Genomic DNA, 16984 nt, shown 5'->3' with positions numbered 1-16984 from the left:
TTTCTGGGGGTCACCTTCTGGAGGTCACCTTCTGGGAGCCACGTCCTGGAGGTCAGATCCCGCGGGCCAGGCGGGGCGGCGGAACAGCCACTGGCGGAAGAGCAGGAACTTGAGCGCCGTCGCGGCGAGGTTCGCGGCGGTGACGACCGCGAGCTCGAGCCAGCGCTCCGGCGTCGTGAGCGCGTGCAGCCCGGCGAGGGAGCCTGAGGTGAGGGCCCAGCCGAGGGCGAAGACGGCGAGGCCCGCGAGGTGGTGGGTCGCGAGGCGCGCCCGGCCGAGCACGCCGAAGGTGAAGCGCCGGTTGGCGGCCGTGTTCGCGATGGCGCTGATCAGGAGGGCGGCGAAGTTGGCCCACTGCGGGTCGAGGAAGGTGCGGCCCAGGAGGTACAGCGCCATGTAGGCGATCGTGGAGAAGGCCCCCACCGCGCCGAAACGCACGAGCTGGCCGAGGAGGCCGCCCCTGCCGCCCGCGTCGGGCGCGGGGACGGTGGCAGGCAGGGGCCCGCGCGCGAGGGCCCCGCGGAGCTGGGCGAGGGGGATGCGTCCCCGGGCCGTGTCCTTCGTGAGCCGGTACATCCCGCGGAGGTCGTCGAGGGCCGTCCGGACGACGTCGACCTTCGAGTCGGGGTCGTCCGTCCAGTCCACGGGGACCTCGTGGCACCGCAGCCCGCAGCGCTCGGCGAGGACCAGGAGCTCGGTGTCGAAGAACCACGCCGAGTCCAGAGTGTGGGGGAGGAGCTGCTGGGCCACGTCGGAACGGATGGCCTTGAAGCCGCACTGCGCGTCGGAGAACTCGGCGCCCATGAGCGAGTGGAGCAGGAAGTTGTAGGAGCGCGAGACGAACTCGCGCTTCGGGCCGCGCACCACGCGGGACGTCCGGGCCAGCCGCGTGCCGATCGCAAGGTCGGAGTGGCCGGACAGGAGCGGGGCGACGAGGGGGCTCAGGGCGTTGAGGTCGGTCGAGAGGTCCACGTCCATGTACGCCAGGATCGGGGCGTCCGAGGCGAGCCACACCGTCCGCAGGGCATTGCCGCGGCCCTTCTCGGCCAGGTGCACCGCTCGGACCTCCGAGAGCTCCCGGGCAAGCCGCTCGGCGACGCGGAGCGTGCCGTCCGTCGAGGCGTTGTCCGCGACCGTGATCCGGAAGCCGTGCGGGAACGTCGCGCCCAGGTGTGCGTGAAGCCGCCGCACGCACTCCTCGAGGTCCTTCTCCTCGTTGTACACCGGGATGGTGACGTCGAGGACCGGGATGCCGGCGGCGTCGAGCGCGGCCGTCGCGATCGCGGTGCCGGGGCGGAGCCGGGAGGCGGCGGACGGGAGGACGACGCCGCCGGCCGCCTGCGCGGTCGGCTCGCCTGCTCTGGGGGCTGGGTCAGCGGCGGAGGCCGTTGTGGTGGGGTCCGTGAGCGTCATGCCTACGACTTTCGCGGGCGCGCTTGTGACCGCCTTAGCGTCATCCTGTGGCGGAACTGTGAGCGCTGGCACCCGCGTCCCCGCACCGCTCGGATTCGGGCAGGCCCGAATGGTTACGGCTGTCGGTGGCGGGTCCTATCGTGGTCGGGTGACCAGCACGATCCGCCTCGCCGGGGGCGCGGCATGACCCGCCGCACCTGGGCGCTCTTCGCCGCCATGAGCCTGATCTGGGGCGTCCCGTACCTGCTTATCCGCGAGGCCGTCGCAGAGGTGAGCCCCGCCGTCGTGGTGTTCGCGCGGACGGCGATCGGCGCCGTCGTGCTCCTGCCGTTCGCGTTGAGGGGCCTGCGGACGGTGTGGGAGCACCGCTGGCCCGTGCTCGCCTTCGCACTGCTCGAGATGGTGGGGCCGTGGTTCCTGCTCAGCGACGCGGAGCGGTCGATCACGAGCTCGCTGGCCGGGCTCCTCATCGCGTTCGCGCCGGTGCTCGCCCTCGTCGTGGCGCGGGGGATCGGCCTCGAGAAGCGGATCGGGGGCCTGCGGATCATCGGCCTCGTCGTGGCGGTCGGCGGAGTCGCGCTCCTCGGGGGAGGCGGGATGCAGGCGTCCGGGCCGTGGCCCATCGCCGAGATGCTGCTCGTCGCCGTCGGCTACGCCGTCGCGCCGCAGATCGCCGCCGTGAAGCTGCGCGACGTGCCCGCGCTGCCGATGACCGCGGTGTGCCTGAGCGTCGCCGCCGTGGTCTCGGCGCCGTTCGCCGCCCTGACCTGGCCGGCCCGAGTGCCGTCCGCGAACGCCGTCGGCTCGCTGGCCCTTCTTGGCCTGCTGTGCACGGCGGTCGCGTTCCTGCTGTTCTTCCGGCTCATCGCGGAGGCCGGCCCGGCGCGCGCCACCGCGATCGCGTACGTCAACCCGGTCGTGGCACTCGCGCTCGGGGTGAGCCTGCACGGCGACCCCCTGACCGTGCCCATCGTCATCGGGGCCCTCTTGGTCCTCGCCGGCACCTTCATGGCGACCCGGCCCAGTCGCCGGGAGGCCGCGCCCCGCGCGGACGCGTCCCAGCCGGAGTCCGCCCAGGCCTCGGGCTGACCCGCCTAAGCCGCCGGCAGGTACACGGCGAATTCCGTCCGCCCCGGCCGCGACGTCAGCTCGACCGTCCCTCCATGTGCGGCGACGATCGCCTCCACGATCGAGAGGCCGAGCCCGGTGGACCCCTCGCCTCCGCTCGCGGTGCGGGCCTGGTCGGCCCGGGCGAACCGCGAGAACACGCGCGCCTGCAGCTCCGCTGGGATTCCCGGGCCGTCGTCGACCACCGTGATGACGGCCTCGCCGCGGGCGGACCGGCCTACGGAGGCGGTCACGGTCGTCCCGGCCGGGGTGTGCTTGCGCGCGTTGGAGAGCAGGTTCACGAAGACCTGGTGGAGCTTCGCCCCGTCCGCCCTGATCTCGAGCGGCTCGTCCGGCAGGTCGAGCCGCCAGATGTGGTCCGGGGCGATGACCTTCTGGTCTGTGACCGTCTCGACGAGCAGCTGCGTCAGGTCCACCGGACCGAGCTTGAGGGCCTGGCCCTCGTCGAGCCGGGCGAGCGTGAGGAGGTCCTCGACAAGCCGGGTCATGCGCTGCGACTGGGACTCGACCCGCCCGAGCGACTCCGTCCCCTGTTCCGTCAGGGGCTCGGTCATCTTCAGCATGTCCGTGTACCCGCGGATCGCGGTGAGCGGGGTGCGCAGCTCGTGGGACGCGTCGGCTACGAACTGGCGGACGCGCGTCTCGGAGGCCTGCCGAGCCTCGAGCGCGCCCGCAACGTTGTCGAGCATCCGGTTGAGGGCGTTCCCCACCTGCCCCACCTCGGTCCCGGGATGGGCGGCCGACGCCGGCACCCGCACCGCGAGGGCGACCTCGCCGGCGTCGAGTGGGAGCTGGGCGACCTGCCCCGCGACGCGGGAGAGCTCCTCGAGCGGCTTCATGGTGCGGCGGATGATCCACGTCCCCAGAAGCCCGACGAGCACGAGCCCCCCGAGCGAGACGAGAAGCGTTGTCAGGACGAGGGAGCCGAGGGTGGCCTGCTTCTGGGCGAGCGGCAGCCCGGTCACCACCACGTCGCCGTATGCGGTCTGGACCGCGACGAGGCGGTATTCGCCCACGCTGAGGCTGCGGTCGACGGCGGTCGTGGCGCCGAGCCCGCTGTTGTCGCCCGGAGGCTGGGACGAGACGGGCAGCGAGGCGAGCTTCACGGCGTCGGACTGCTGGAGGGAGAGCCGCTTGCCGTCTGCGGAGATGAGGCCGCCGACGGCCACATTGCCCTCGGCGACGCGCGCGTTGAGGGTGCCGGCGCCCTGTCCTCGGGCCTCGAGCGGGTCGGGGCGGGTGCCCGCGGAGCCGCTCGGGGAGCCGAACTCGGCGGCGCGGTGGCTCGCCTGGGCGAGCTGCGCGTCGAGCTGCTGCGTGAGCACGCGGTCCATGGAGGCGTAGAGGAGCGTGCCCACCACGGAGCAGATCACCACGAGCAGCAGCATCGTGGCCAGGACGAGCTTGGTCCGCAGGTGCCACGTGTCCGGGTTGCGCCAGCTGTGCCCGGGACGCGGCTCGGCGGCGGAGAGGGATCCCACGGAGGCCATCACCCGTCGGCTGGTTTGATGACGTAGCCGGCGCCGCGCACGGTGTGGATCATGGGGGGCCGGTCGACGTCGATCTTCTTGCGCAGGTAGGAGATGTACAGCTCGACGATGTTCGCCTGGCCGCCGAAGTCGTACTGCCACACCCGGTCGAGGATCTGGGCCTTGCTGATGACTCGCTTGGGGTTCTCCATCAGGTAGCGCAGGAGTTCGAACTGGGTGGCGGTGAGCTGGATGTCCTCGCCGCCGCGGGTCACCTCGCGCGTGTCCGTGTTCAGGACGAGGTCTCCGACCACGAGCTCGGCGTCGTCCTGCGCCGCGACGCCCGAGCGCTGCACGAGGCGGTGCAGGCGGAGCATGACCTCCTCCATGCTGAACGGCTTCGTCACATAGTCGTCCCCGCCCGCGGCGAGGCCCGTGATCCTGTCCTCGACCGCGTCCTTCGCGGTCAGGAACAGCGCGGGGACCTCCGGCATGAACTGGCGGATCCGGCCGAGCACCTCGACGCCGTCGAAGCCGGGCATCATGACGTCCAGTACCAGCACGTCCGGGCGGAAGTCCCGCGCGGCGGCGACAGCTGAGGGCCCGTCCCCGGCGATCTGCACGCTCCAGCCGGCCATGCGCAGCCCCATGCTCATGAGGTCCGCGAGGCTCGGCTCGTCGTCCACCACGAGGGCGCGGATCGGGGTCCCGTCGGGGTGTGTGAGGGCGGGCAGATTGTTGACGGAGAAGGGGCTTGCCATGGTTCCAGCCTCCCGTGACGGTTTAGTCCCAGCCTGAGCCTCAGCTTTGAGCGAGCTGTGGAGGCCCGCGCTGACCAGACTATCCCCGGTCACAGCCAGTCCTGCAGGGCGGCACAGCGTCGCCACAGGGACGGAACGAACTCTTGGGAGCAGGACACCACGACCCCAGGAGGATTCAATGTCCGGCGAAGACCAGCAGCGGCCCCACGAACCCGGCCCCACCCAGTCAGGCCAGAACCCGAACCGGCCGGGCCAGCAGGCGCGGCCCTCCGTCGAGCCGAGCGTGCCGGCAGGGACGCACGACGCCGCGTGGCAGCAGGGCGCCCAGCCCGCCGCCGGATGGGGTGCCCCGGCCCCGCAGCAGGGCCAGCCCGCGGCCGGCTGGGGCGCCGCTCCTCCCCAGGGGCCGGGCCGGCGCCGGATGTCCCGGACCCAGAAGGGGGCTGCCGCAGCCGGCATCGCCGTCGTGCTCGCGGCGGGTGCCGGGGCCGCCGTGTATGCGGCGACCGGCTCCACCAGCGGCGCAGGAAGCGCGCAGGGCGGCGTGGGCCAGCCGGGTGCGGGCGGTCAGCCCGGCACGGGGGGCCAGTCCCGCTTCGGCCAGGACGGCAGTGCTCAGGACGGTGCGGCGCCGGACGGCTTCGGCCCCGCCGGCATGAGCGCCGGCACCATGGGACAGGTGCTGCACGGCGAGTACGCCGTGCTGCGGGACAGCCAGAACGTGACGATGGTCATGCAGACCGGCACCATCACTGCGGTGTCGTCGGGATCCGTGACCGTGAAGAGCGCCGACGGGTTCCAGCAGACCTACGCACTGACCGCCCAGACCGAGTACCTGAGCCGGACGGCGGGCCGCAGCCAGCGGGGGTCCCAGTCAGGCGCATCGTCCGGGTCGTCGTCGAGCCTCGCCGCCGGCCAGACTGTGGGCATCACGGCCCTCAAGGACGGACTCTCGGCGCTCACCGTGAGCGCGACCTCGGCACCGGATGCCACAACCCAAGGCGGATCGGGCTCCAGCGGTTCAGGCTCCAGCGGTTCAGGCGTCGCCGGTTCAGCCCCGGGCGGGACCACCGGCTCGAGCAGCTGACCCCCGGGCGTCCTGCCGAGCACGACGGCGGCGCCCGCCTCGCGGGGAGGTGGGCGGCGCCGTCGTGCGTCGTCCCCCTGCGGCCGCCGTTCGGGCGGCCGGTCACTGCCAGCTGGTGATCAGTACCAGTTGTTGGCGAGGTGGAAGGCGAGGGCGTTGGCGGGGGAGCCGTACCGGGACTTGATGTAGTTCAGGCCCCAGTCGATCTGGGTGCGGTAGTTTGTCTGCCAGTCGGCGCCGACGCTCGCCATCTTCGAGCCCGGGAGCGACTGGACGATGCCGTACGCGCCGCTCGAGGCGTTGGTCGCGGTGGTCCTCCAGCCCGACTCCTTGGTCCAGAGGGTCTCGAGGGCGCTCATCTGGTCCTGGCCCCAGCCGAAGGCGGCGAGGCGGCTCGCGGCGTACGCCTTGGCGCCCGCGGGGTCATCGACGGGCTGGGCGGCGAGCGCGGCGGCCGCCTTGTCCGCTGCTGCCTTGTCAGCGGCAGCCTTGTCGGCGGCAGCCTTGGCAGCGGCAGCCTGGTCCGCCGATGCCTGGTCGGCGGCAGCCTTGGCAGCGGCAGCCTGGTCCGCGGCGGCCTTCTCGGCAGCCGCCTTGTCCGCAGCGGCCTGCTCGGCCGCGGCCTTGGAAGCAGCGGCGTCAGCACGGAGGGCCGCCTGCTCGGTGGGGCTGGCGGCGATCGACTGGGCGATCGAATCGCCCGAGGCTTCGGGAATGCTGGCCTCGACAGACGAGGTGCGGGCCAGGCCGTTCACGTTGGCCGTGGCTGCCGCGCCGCCTCCGGCGACCGCGAGCAGGCCGAGGGACAGTGCGACGACGGCGCTGCGGTGGCCGAGCTTGTCGAAGGCGCTGCCGGACTTGGCGCCCGAGGACGCGGCAATGCGGGCGAGGGGGGAGGAGTGGTCGAAGGCGCGGCGGCGGCCATGAGGGCGCGGGGCAGCGCGGAAGGGGGACTTGCTCAAAGCGGATGGGCCTCTCGTTGGCGCCTGCGAAGTTAGCTGTCGGGTTCGGATGCGAGCCATCCGGCCCTGCCGATGGGCATGGGCTTCACCCCAAGGGCGCACCTCCGCTCGGGAGAGCGGGCGCGGCCGCCAAGTGGGTCCTCCGTCTCTGCCTTGCACTGAACGCAACGGGCCGCCGGCAGAGTTCGGCGAGCGGGTCCCGTGGGCACCCGCCGTTCTGCGGGCACCCATATACCGTACGGGAAGCTTCCGCCATTGTCACATTTGGATAACGGCAGATTCTGTGTCGGCATTAGCTGACCGAAGGGTCGGTTGTCTACCTGACGGAGCCGGGGCTCCGGCACACGTCCACAACCGTCCACATTGTGAGACTCGGGCTAGTTCAACAAAAGATGAACGGGAGACGTCCTTTCGTCGAAGATCCTTCGATGAGAACACGGCTATTCCCCGAAACTGTGAAAATCTTGATTCATAACAGGCCTGCGCCGAATCGTGATGCTGATCACAAAGGCCTCGCTTATCTCACCATGTGAGATGAAAATGGCATTGTTACTTGCCTGTAGGCATTGTTACGCCGCACACTCTCAGTGTGAACAAAGACTCAACAGCACCTGCAGCCGCAGTAGCCCTCGCTGGCTCACCAGCCAGCCTCGAGCCGTGCTGTTGTCGAATGTCGAGCTGACTGCACCACCCCAGCGTTTAGCCCCAGTCGTTCCTCCGCCCAGCGTCGGGCAGCACCTTCCCACGCGGGCGATCTGCTCCGCATTCGAAGCCTTCACGGCTAGTTCTCTCGAGGTCTGATCCATGTCTGTTGCTTCCGGCTACGTCCACATCTCTGTCCGCAACGCCCAGAAGTCCCAGCCGGGCCACCGGCAGCCGTTCGGCTCGCGCTTCCCCGGCCAGGCTGATGCTCCGGCCCACCCCGCAGCCCAGCAGGGGCTGCGGCCCGCCCAGCCCTTCCGCTCCCTGGCCGAGGACTACGCCCCGATCACCGCCCCCACCGCGGTCGTCCCCGCCGGGCCTGAGCCGGTGCGGGCGGTCACCCCGGACAACGTCGCGCACGGCTTCGTCCTCTACGTGGGCCTGTCCGAGCAGCAGGCCGCCGCGGCCGGCACCTCGATCGCGCGCATCGCCCAGGAGATCCGTGCGTACGCGCAGAACCTCGTCGAGGGCGTCGAGAGCTACGCGGCGGTCGCGGTGGCGCCAGCCTCCGCGCCCGGCTCCTCGCTCGACGTCGTGCGGTCCACCTTCGGCGACCCGACCATCGCGGCCCGCCAGCAGCGCCCCGAGCCCCGTCCGGCCCCGCAGTCGGACGCCCGCCCGGCCGGCGTCCTCATCGACCTCGCCCGCCGCGAGGTCCACCTCGACGGCGAGACCCTGAACCTGACGTTCAAGGAGTTCGAGCTCCTGAACTACCTCGTGGAGAACGGGACGCGGACCGTGAGCCGTGACGAGCTGCTCGAGGGCCTCTGGAAGAACGCCGAGGAGATCCCGAACGAGCGCACGATCGACGTGCACATCCGCCGCCTGCGGTCCAAGCTCGGCCGTCTGGCGAACACGGTCCGCACCGTGCGCGGGCAGGGCTACCGGTTCTACGAGCACCCCGAGGTCATCGTCTGGGCCGCGCCCGAGTACTCCATCTAGCCGCTGCCGGAGTGGGAGCTGGCAGGTGCCGGCTCCGCCCGCCGCGGCCCGTAGGCTAGTGGCGTGAGCAAGCACCACCTCAAGCGCCTCGTCGTCCTGCGTCACTCCAAGGCGGCGTGGCCAGTCGGTGTCGCGGACGCCGACAGGCCGCTCGCGGAGCGCGGGCACGCCGACGCCCCGGAGGCGGGGAGGTGGCTGCTCAGGCATCACATCGTGCCGGACTTCATCCTCTGCTCGGTGGCGCTCCGCACGAGGCAGACGTGCACGTGGGTGTGCGAGGAGCTCGGCGACAAGGCCCCCACGCCCAAGCTCGAGTCAGGCCTGTACGCCGCCAGCGCCGCCCGCATGCTCGCCGTCGTGAACCACGTCCCGGAGACCGTGCGCACGCTGCTGGTCATCTCGCACATGCCCGGGGTGCAGGACCTCGTCCTGCGCCTCGCGTCCCGGGACTCGGAGCACGAGGCCTACATGGACGCCGCGAGCCATTTCCCCACCACCGGCCTCGCCGTGCTCGAGACCGAGACGCCGTGGGCCGAACTCGACGGTCAGGACGCCCGGCTCACGCACTTCGCCGCGCCGCGCGCGAAGAAGAGGGGCTGACCGCTGACGACGCCGCCCGGCCCGGGCGGCGCGGAGCCGCGGCGACGGCGGTGCGAACCGGTGCGGGCCGCGCTGCGGTCCTGGCCGGGATCCGGCCGGGACCGGGACGGGTCGCCGTGCCGCCCGGGCGCTGCTCGGGGCGCGTCGCGGGCCGGCGTGGGGAGCGTGCTGTACGGCGGGCCTCAGGCCACACGGCACCGCCGAGCAGCACCGTGAGGGTGACTGCGCCGGCAGCCAGCGCGCCCAGGAAGAACGGGTCGGCATCGCGGCTGGAGACGGACGTGACCACGGTCGGGTCCGTGTCCCAGGCGAGGCCGATGAGCCGGAGGAACGCGAGGCCCGCTCCGATCGCGAGGGCGGATCCCGCAGCGGCCACGCCTGCCACCACGTAGCGGGACATCGCGAGCACCGCGTACAGGGCGGAAGCGATGAACGCTCCCGTGCCCAGCAGAGCCAGCGAAGCCAGCCCGCCGTCGAGCGTCAGCGCGGCCGCCGCCGCGAGCGCCGCGGCCGCGCCGGCGCTCCAGAGCGTCGCCCGGGCGCTGGTGCGCAGGGGCAGGAAACGGGACTTCGCGGCCGGCATGCTTCCATTGTGGAGCGGACACCAGAGTTTCTGCTGTTACTGGTGTGATGTGGATTTTCGTGGCGCGGCGCGGGCCTGGTCGGGCGCCTCGAAGGCCCCCGCGACGACGCCCACGACCGCCTCGACAGAGGGTCCCAGCGGGCGCGCCCCGTCGGCCGCCCTGTCGGTGCCGACCACGAATGCCGCGCCGAAGACCGCGAGGGCAACCATGTCGAGGTCCTGCCCCTCGCGGGGATGCCTGCGGGCAGCGAGCCGTTCCAAGGCCGCGCGGATCTCGGCCAGGACCCGCGCCCGCATCCCGCTGAGAACCGGCTGCCAGGCGCCGTCCGCCCGCCACTGCTCGCCCATCCACAGCCGCACGAACGCCGGGTACGCCTCGATGAAGCCGAAGGCCCGTTCGACCATCCCGCGCACCTCGCCGAGGTCACCCCGTGTGGCGCCGAGGTCACCCCGTGCCTGCGCGTGCCCGGGACGCAGGGCGTGCATGAGCAGCGCCATCCCGTACTCGAGGAGCTGGGCGACGAGCTCGTTCTTGCTGCCGAAGTTGTAGTAGACGGTGCCCTTGGCCACGCCGGCGGCGGCTGCGATCTCGTCGACCGTCACCGCGTCGGTCCCGCGCTGCCCGATGAGCTCCATCGCGGCGGCGAAGAGGCGTTCCCTCGTGCCGGTCCTCCGGGCGCTCATACGGCGATCTCCGGCTGCAACGTCTTGAGCCGCCACGTCATGTTCTTCCGGGTGCCCAGGACGTTGAGCAGGCCGCCGAGCAGCGTGTAGCCGATCAGGCCGACGACGATCGGCAGGACGCCGGACAGGTCACCGCCGTAGATGAGGTGCCGCATGCCGTTGACCACGTAGCCCATGGGCAGGATCTGGTGGGCGATCCTGAATGGCTCCGGCGTCATTTCCCACGGGAAGGTCCCGCCGGAGGACACGAGCTGCAGGATCAGCAGGACCAGCACCACGAACTTCCCCGCCGTCCCCACGAACGAGATGATGCCGTGGATCAGCGCGCTGAACGCCACGCCGCCCAGCAGCAGGAACAGCCACATCAGCACAGGGTGCGCGGGGTGGAGCCCGAGCGCGAAGTCCACGACCAGCGTCAGGAGCGTGGCCTGCGCGGCGGCCACCGCGACGAACGGAAGCCAGCCGCCCACGGCGACCTTCCACGCGGGGGCGTTGGAGGCGAGGGCCCGCAGGGTCACGGGGCGCATCGCCTGGGTCAGCATGAAGATCCCGACCCACATGGACAGCGAGAGGAAGAACGGGGCGAGGCCGGCGCCGTAGGAGCCGGCGGCGGTCTGCGAGACGCGGTCGACGGCGACCGGGTCGCCCATGACCTTCGAGACGTCCTCGGTCTGCTGGGCGGAGGGGTTCGGGACCTTCCCCGCCCCTGCGGCGAGGCCGTCGGCGAGATCGTGCGCGCCCGAGTCGGCCCGCGCGGCCCCGTCGCGGAGCTGAGCGGCGCCGTCGGACGCCTGGGCCGCGCCGTCTGCGAGCCGCTGGGTGCCGTCGAGGGCCGCCTGCTCGCCCGAGGCGAGCTGCGCGGCGCCCGCGGACAGCGAGGCCGCGCCGTCGGACGCCTGGCCGATGGCCGAGGTGAGGGCGGGCATGCCGGCTGCGAGCTGGGCCGCGCCGTCGGCGACCTGGCGGGAGCCCGTGGCGAGCTGCTGGACCTGGGCCGCCGCGGTGTGGAGCTGGGCACGGGCGTCGGAGGCCGGCGTCGAGGACTGCGCGCCGGCCACGTCCGCAACCATCCTGTCTGCCTGGGCCTGGGTCAGGACGCCTGAGGCCACGAGCTTCTGGGCGGAGGCCCGGACGCGCTCCTGCAGGCCCGCGTCGGCCGCGTCTGCAGCGGCCACCGCGGACTGGACCCTGTCATTGAGGGCGGCGTTCCCGGCCGCGACCTGGGCCGCACCGTCGGCAAGCCGCTGCGTGTCCGTCGGGAGCGTCGCCGCCTTCTGCTCAAGCGATCCGAGGCCGGCGGCGAGCTGCGCGGAGCCGTCGCGGAGCCGGACGGCGCCGTCCCGCAGCTGGGTCTGGCCTGCGACGAGCTGGCGGGCACCGCTGCTCACCTGCGCCGTGCCGTCCGCGAGCTGGGCCGCGCCGCCCTTGAGCGCGTCGAGGCCCTCGGCGAGCTGGGCCGCGCCGTCGGAGGCTGTCGCGAGCTGGGTATGGATCGTCCCGTAGCCGGTGAGCAGCTTCGCCGCGGTCTCCGTGCCCACCTGCTTGGCGACGGCGTCGTGCACCGCAGTGGTGACCTTGTCCACGATCGTGGACAGGAGGTAGTTGTTGGCGTCGTTCGTGGTGACCTGGAGCATGGCCTGCTGTGCCGAGTCGAAGCTGCCGGGGGAGGCGAGGTTCGCCGAGAAGTCCGCCGGCAGGGTCAGCGAGAAGGAGTAGGTGCCCGTGCGGACGCCCTCGTCGGCCTCGGCCGGGCTCGAGACTCGGTGCCAGTCGAAGAGGTGCCCGTCGACGAGGGTCTGCGCGACGTCGTTCCCGGCGTCGAGCCGGGTGCCGTCGGCTGCGTCGGCGCCCCGGTCCTCCACGACGAGGGCGGCGGGGATCCGGTCCATGTTCTTGTACGGGTCCCAGTTCGCGTACAGGTAGACGGCGCCGTAGAGGAGCGGGACCATCGTGAGGGCCAGGATCGTGAGCTTGGGCAGCAGGCCGTAGGTCATGCGCTTGAGCTCGGAGCCGGCGAGGCGCAGCACGGTCATGCCCGGGCCTCCTCGCGCTTGCGCGGGAAGAGGTCCGTGCCCTCAGCGCCCTCAGCCGGTGCCGCATTGCCCACGACGGCGACCGCCCCTTCCCAGCCCCGTGGCACCTCCGCGACCACGCCGACGACGGCGAGGGGCCGGCCCGGGTTCCCGGCGAGGGCTTCGAGGCGCGGGAGCCAGTCGCCGGCACGGTCGGAGTGCCGGTCGGGGGAGTCGACGACGAGGAGGCGGACCGCCGGGTCCGCGAGGGCGAGCTCGGTCAGGAGCTCGACCCGCCGGTGCGGCGGCAGGCTGCGGGCCCACTCCCCGGCGACGTCCTCGAAGGCGTGGACCGTGAGCCATGCTCTGGGGTCCGTCGCACCGCGGTGGCGTCGGGGGAGGAGGGCGAGGTCCTCGGCGACGAGGTCGCGCACGCTCAGGTGCAGCTCGGCCTCGTTGATGCCGGGGGAGTCCACGAGCGCTGCGGCCCTGCGGAGGGTGCGCAGGTCCTTCCTGGCCGTGCTCGACGCACCCCACGTGGCGGTCCCCGAGTCCGGGGCGTAGCGGCCGCTGGCGGCCAGCGCCAAGGCGGTGCGCGCGTCTTGCCCGTCGCCGCGGACGAGTGCGAGGCGTCCCGGGCGTGCCTCGAAGGAGGTCGGGCGCACGAGGTCGCCGTGACGTCCGACAACGGTCAGACCACGAACTGAAAGCATGCTCTCAATTGTAGGAAACTGACCGGTCAGTACAAAACCGAGAGCGGTGCGCCCGTGCTTCCACGGGCTGGACCTCCGGGCCGATTACACGCCGTACGCCTCGAGGAGCCTCAACCACACCTCGGAGAGCGTGGGGAACGCCGGCACCGCATGCCACAGCCGGTCCAGCGGAACCTCGCCCACGATCGCGACCGTGGCGGCGTGGAGGAGTTCGGCGACGTCCGGCCCGGCGAAGCAGGCGCCCACGACCGTGCGGAGGTCCTCGTCGATGAGCAGCTGGGCCCAGCCGCTGTAGTCCTCAGCGTGCAGCGACGCGGCGGCGACATTGAGGGGCACGGCGATCGGACGGACGCGGAGGCCAGCCTCCCAGGCCTCCTCCTCGCTGAGCCCGACCATCCCGATTTCTGGATCGGTGAAGACGACCTGGGGCACGGCGAGCCGATCGGCGGTGCGCGCCCACGGGCTCCAGGCCTGGGCCGTCTCGTTCCGCGCGAGCTCCCCGCGGGCGCGGGCGGCGATGGCATCGCCCGTGATGCGCGCCTGGTACTTGCCCTGGTGGGTGAGCTTGGGGCCGCCCGAGCAGTCGCCCACGGCGTAGAGCCAGGAGAGGCCCTGCACCCGGCCGGTCTCGTCGACCCGCATCGAGACCGGCTCGACGCCGAACGCGGGCAGCCCCAGCCCGTCCAGCGCCGGACGGCGCCCGGTTGCGACGAGCAGGCGAGCCGCCTCGAGCGCGCGCCCGCCCGGGAGCGAGACGCGCACGGCGCCGTCGTCCGTGTTCTCCACCAGCTCCGCAGAGGTGTTCTCGATGACCTCGACACCGTCGGCCGCGAGGCCCTCGGCGACCAGCCCGCGCGCGTCCACGGGGAACGCCGAGAGGAGCGGGCCGCGGGCGACGACCGTGACGCGCGCGCCGAGCCGGCCGAAGGCCTGCGCCAGCTCCGTCCCCGCGACGCCGCCTCCCAGGACGACGAGGCTCTCGGGCACCTCGTGCGTGCTGGTGGCCTCCTTGGTGGTCCAGAACGGGACGTCGTGGAGGCCGGGGATCCTCGGAACGGCGGGCGCGGAGCCGGTGGCGAGCACGACGGCGTGCCGCGCCGTGAGCGTGAAATGGTCGCCGCGGTCGTCGCTCACGACAACGCGCCGCGCGCCGGAGAGCCGGGCGCGCCCGCGGACGAGTTCGATGCCGGCGCCTGACACCCACTCCGCCTGAGAGGTGTCGTCCCAGGAGTTGACCGCCGCGTCGCGCCGGGCGAGGACCTGTGGGATGTCGAGGGACCCGGTGACGGCCTCCCGTGCGCCGGCCACGGAGCGCGCGGCGCGCAGGGCGGCGCCGGGCCGGAGGAGCGCCTTGGAGGGCTCGCACGCCCAGTACGAGCAGGCCCCGCCCACCAGGTCGCTCTCCACGAGGGCCGCGGAGAGGCCGCCCTTGACCGCCCGGTCCGCTGCATTCTCGCCGGCGGCTCCGGCTCCGATCACGATGACGTCATACTCGCTGTCCACCCCTCGATGCTATTCGACGGGGCAGGCCCCGGCCCGGACGGGGAAGCGGAGGTTAAGGGAGGTTGGGAGAGGTTGTGGGAGGTTAGGGGAGGTTAAACGACAGGAGGGCCCGGTCGTCCGACCGGGTCCTCCTCATGTGTGCGCCCAAAGGGATTCGAACCCCTGACCTTCTGTTCCGTAGACAGACGCTCTATCCAGCTGAGCTATGGGCGCTTACCTGCCGTGCGGCTTGTTCCCTCCCCGCTCGGCCTCGAATAACTTTACGCGAACACCTTCCCAACTCCAAATTGGGAACGTGTGTCGCTCGGCACCCTCGTGAGAAGTCATATTAGCTAGACCGGTCTATGTGACCTTCCTCACTTAAAACAGCCGCTCCGACTCTGGAATCCCCGAAAACCCGCAGTTTTCGGATGTTTCGCTCTCGTTTCAAGCGACTTGGGGGCCGGTGGTACAGACCACCTTCCCTAGCATGGAAGAACACGCCGACCCCACCAAAGGAGACCGACATGGGCGAAACTCGTCTGCCGCTGATCGCGGAAGCACCCACCACGTACGAGCCGCTGCTCTCCTGGGTCGAAGAAGTCGCCGAGCTGACCAAGCCCGAGCGCATCCACTGGGTCGACGGTTCCGAGGCGGAGTACCGTCAGCTGACCGATGAGCTCGTCATCGCCGGGACCCTCACGCGCCTGAACCCGGAGCTCTTCCCCAACTCCTTCGCCGCGTTCTCCGACCCGGCCGATGTGGCCCGCGTCGAGGAGCAGACCTTCATCTGCTCGAAGAACGAGCGCGACGCCGGCTTCACCAACAACTGGATGGACCCGGACGCCATGAAGGAGAAGCTCACGGGCCTCTTCGACGGCTCGATGCGCGGCCGCACCATGTACGTGATCCCGTTCGTCATGGGCCACCTCGACGCGGAAGACCCGAAGTTCGGCGTCGAGATCACCGATTCGGCCTACGTGGTCGCCTCGATGCGCATCATGGCGCGCATCGGCTCCGACGTGCTGAAGAAGATCGAGGAGACGCGCGCGTTCTTCGTCCCCGCCCTGCACTCGGTTGGCGCCCCGCTCGAGGAGGGCCAGGAGGACGTCGCATGGCCGTGCAACCCGGAGAAGTGGATCGTGCACTTCCCCGAGGAGCGCTCGATCTGGTCCTACGGCTCCGGCTACGGCGGCAACGCGCTGCTCGGCAAGAAGTGCTACGCCCTGCGCATCGCCTCGGTCATGGCCCGCGACGAGGGCTGGCTCGCCGAGCACATGCTCATCCTCAAGCTGACCAGCCCCGAGAACAAGGTCTACAACGTCGCGGCGGCCTTCCCGTCCGCGTGCGGCAAGACCAACCTCGCGCTCCTCGATCCCACGATCGAGGGCTGGAAGGTCGAGACCCTCGGCGACGACATCTCCTGGATGCGCTTCGGCAAGGAAGGCGAGCTCCGCGCCGTCAACCCCGAGGCCGGCCTGTTCGGCGTCGCACCCGGCACCGGCTGGGGCACCAACCCGAACGCGATGCGCGCCATCGCCAAGGGCAACAGCATCTTCACCAACGTGGCCCTCACCGACGACGGCGGCGTGTGGTGGGAGGGCATGACCGACGAGGTCCCCGCCCACCTCACCGACTGGCAGGGCAACGACTGGACGCCCGCGATTTCCTCCGCCGCCGGCGGACGTCCCGCCGCCCACCCGAACTCGCGCTTCTGCACGCCGATCGACCAGATCGACATGCTCGCCCCCGAGTACTTCGCCCCGAACGGCGTGGAGATCTCCGCGATCCTCTTCGGCGGCCGCCGCAAGACCACCGTTCCGCTCGTGACGCAGTCGCGCAGCTGGGCGAACGGCATCTTCATGGGCGCCACGCTCTCCTCGGAGACCACGGCGGCCGCGGCCGGGGCGGTCGGCGTCGTGCGCCGCGACCCGATGGCCATGCTGCCGTTCATCGGCTACGACGCCGGCGACTACCTCAACCACTGGGTCCGCGTCTCCGCGAAGGGCAACCCCGCCCGCCTCCCGAAGATCTTCCTCGTGAACTGGTTCCGCCGCACCCGCGACGGCAAGTTCGCGTGGCCGGGCTTCGGCGACAACTCGCGGGTGCTCAAGTGGGCGATCGAGCGCATCGAGGGCACGGCCGACGCTGTCGAGACCCCGATCGGCTTCGTCCCGACCGCGGACAGCCTGGACCTCACCGGCCTGGACATGACCGAGGCTGAGGTCGAGGAAGCCGTGCGCTTCGACGCCGACGAGTGGCACGCGGAGCTCCCGGGCCTCGAGGAGTGGTTCGCACGCTTCGGCGGCTCGCTGCCGAAGAGCATCACGGCCGAGCTCGAGGGCCTCAAGTCGCGCTTGTCCTGACGCGCATCAAGACCCCGGCGGTTTAGACGGCGCCGGTCTCTCGGAGGGTCGCCCCGCTGCACACGGGGCGGCCCTCCATT

14 protein-coding genes, 1 tRNA gene and 1 riboswitch are annotated in these 16984 nt (G+C 71.7%); of the genes, 5 read left to right on the top strand and 10 right to left on the bottom strand.

The genetic code is table 11. The annotated features are described in order from the left end of the window. Nucleotides 1–24 precede the first annotated feature (24 nt). On the bottom strand, nucleotides 25–1413 hold the full coding sequence (locus tag ABD298_RS16855) for a bifunctional glycosyltransferase family 2/GtrA family protein (protein ID WP_344300962.1): 1389 nt from the start codon (nucleotides 1411–1413) through the stop codon (nucleotides 25–27). 183 nt (nucleotides 1414–1596) lie between these two features. Between ABD298_RS16855 and ABD298_RS16850 the strand changes: the two genes are divergently transcribed. Continuing rightward, complete coding sequence (locus ABD298_RS16850) at nucleotides 1597–2502, top strand: DMT family transporter (protein ID WP_344300961.1); 906 nt, start codon at nucleotides 1597–1599, stop codon at nucleotides 2500–2502. A gap of 5 nt (nucleotides 2503–2507) precedes the next feature. Here ABD298_RS16850 and ABD298_RS16845 read toward each other — a convergent pair whose 3' ends face one another. After that, nucleotides 2508–4022 carry a sensor histidine kinase gene (locus tag ABD298_RS16845; RefSeq protein ID WP_344300960.1) on the bottom strand — a complete coding sequence of 505 codons (1515 nt, stop codon included), beginning with the start codon at nucleotides 4020–4022 and terminating at the stop codon, nucleotides 2508–2510. 8 nt (nucleotides 4023–4030) lie between these two features. Next, entirely contained in the window at nucleotides 4031–4771 is a 741-nt protein-coding gene (locus ABD298_RS16840; protein ID WP_344300958.1) for a response regulator transcription factor, read from the bottom strand. Between the two features lie 178 nt (nucleotides 4772–4949). Here ABD298_RS16840 and ABD298_RS16835 point away from each other — a divergent pair, with 178 nt between their 5' ends. Next, nucleotides 4950–5858, top strand: a complete 909-nt coding sequence (locus ABD298_RS16835; RefSeq protein WP_344300956.1) for a hypothetical protein — start codon at nucleotides 4950–4952, stop codon at nucleotides 5856–5858. A gap of 119 nt (nucleotides 5859–5977) precedes the next feature. Here ABD298_RS16835 and ABD298_RS16830 read toward each other — a convergent pair whose 3' ends face one another. Next, nucleotides 5978–6820 (bottom strand): aggregation-promoting factor C-terminal-like domain-containing protein, encoded by an 843-nt coding sequence (locus ABD298_RS16830; protein ID WP_344300954.1) that lies wholly within the window; start codon nucleotides 6818–6820, stop codon nucleotides 5978–5980. A gap of 6 nt (nucleotides 6821–6826) precedes the next feature. Continuing rightward, nucleotides 6827–7021: riboswitch (cyclic di-AMP (ydaO/yuaA leader) on the bottom strand. Between the two features lie 603 nt (nucleotides 7022–7624). Between ABD298_RS16830 and ABD298_RS16825 the strand changes: the two genes are divergently transcribed. Together ABD298_RS16825 and ABD298_RS16820 are read left to right on the top strand one after the other, a co-directional pair. Continuing rightward, nucleotides 7625–8464: a winged helix-turn-helix domain-containing protein gene (locus ABD298_RS16825; RefSeq protein WP_344300953.1), complete on the top strand. Its 840-nt coding sequence runs from the start codon at nucleotides 7625–7627 to the stop codon at nucleotides 8462–8464. 63 nt (nucleotides 8465–8527) lie between these two features. Then, nucleotides 8528–9064: a SixA phosphatase family protein gene (locus tag ABD298_RS16820; RefSeq protein WP_344300952.1), complete on the top strand. Its 537-nt coding sequence runs from the start codon at nucleotides 8528–8530 to the stop codon at nucleotides 9062–9064. Here the strand turns inward: ABD298_RS16820 and ABD298_RS16815 are convergent. The 6 genes from ABD298_RS16815 to ABD298_RS16790 all read right to left on the bottom strand — a co-directional run bounded on the left by ABD298_RS16815 (nucleotide 9024) and on the right by ABD298_RS16790 (nucleotide 14772). After that, complete coding sequence (locus ABD298_RS16815; protein WP_344300951.1) at nucleotides 9024–9647, bottom strand: hypothetical protein; 624 nt, start codon at nucleotides 9645–9647, stop codon at nucleotides 9024–9026. The two genes, ABD298_RS16820 and ABD298_RS16815, sit on opposite strands and share 41 nt — an antisense overlap. 36 nt (nucleotides 9648–9683) lie before the next feature. Beyond that, nucleotides 9684–10331 carry a TetR/AcrR family transcriptional regulator gene (locus tag ABD298_RS16810; RefSeq protein ID WP_344300949.1) on the bottom strand — a complete coding sequence of 216 codons (648 nt, stop codon included), beginning with the start codon at nucleotides 10329–10331 and terminating at the stop codon, nucleotides 9684–9686. After that, nucleotides 10328–12364: a YhgE/Pip family protein gene (locus ABD298_RS16805; RefSeq protein ID WP_344300948.1), complete on the bottom strand. Its 2037-nt coding sequence runs from the start codon at nucleotides 12362–12364 to the stop codon at nucleotides 10328–10330. The genes ABD298_RS16810 and ABD298_RS16805 overlap by 4 nt, the downstream gene beginning before the upstream one ends. Beyond that, nucleotides 12361–13056 (bottom strand): ABC transporter ATP-binding protein, encoded by a 696-nt coding sequence (locus ABD298_RS16800; protein ID WP_344300947.1) that lies wholly within the window; start codon nucleotides 13054–13056, stop codon nucleotides 12361–12363. Before ABD298_RS16800 ends, ABD298_RS16805 begins: the two co-directional genes overlap by 4 nt. An 84-nt stretch (nucleotides 13057–13140) precedes the next feature. Then, a complete protein-coding gene (locus ABD298_RS16795) occupies nucleotides 13141–14559 on the bottom strand; it encodes a dihydrolipoyl dehydrogenase family protein (RefSeq protein WP_344300946.1) in 1419 nt (472 codons plus the stop codon). Nucleotides 14560–14698: 139 nt separating this feature from the next. After that, nucleotides 14699–14772: transfer RNA gene (locus ABD298_RS16790), tRNA-Arg, on the bottom strand. Nucleotides 14773–15065: 293 nt separating this feature from the next. Here ABD298_RS16790 and ABD298_RS16785 point away from each other — a divergent pair. Continuing rightward, a complete protein-coding gene (locus ABD298_RS16785) occupies nucleotides 15066–16904 on the top strand; it encodes a phosphoenolpyruvate carboxykinase (GTP) (protein ID WP_344300945.1) in 1839 nt (612 codons plus the stop codon). Nucleotides 16905–16984 lie beyond the last annotated feature (80 nt).

Source organism: Sinomonas flava, from assembly GCF_039531875.1.
GTDB classification, from domain to species: Bacteria; Actinomycetota; Actinomycetes; order Actinomycetales; family Micrococcaceae; genus Sinomonas; species Sinomonas flava.
This window is presented reverse-complemented; position numbering and strand designations above follow the sequence as displayed.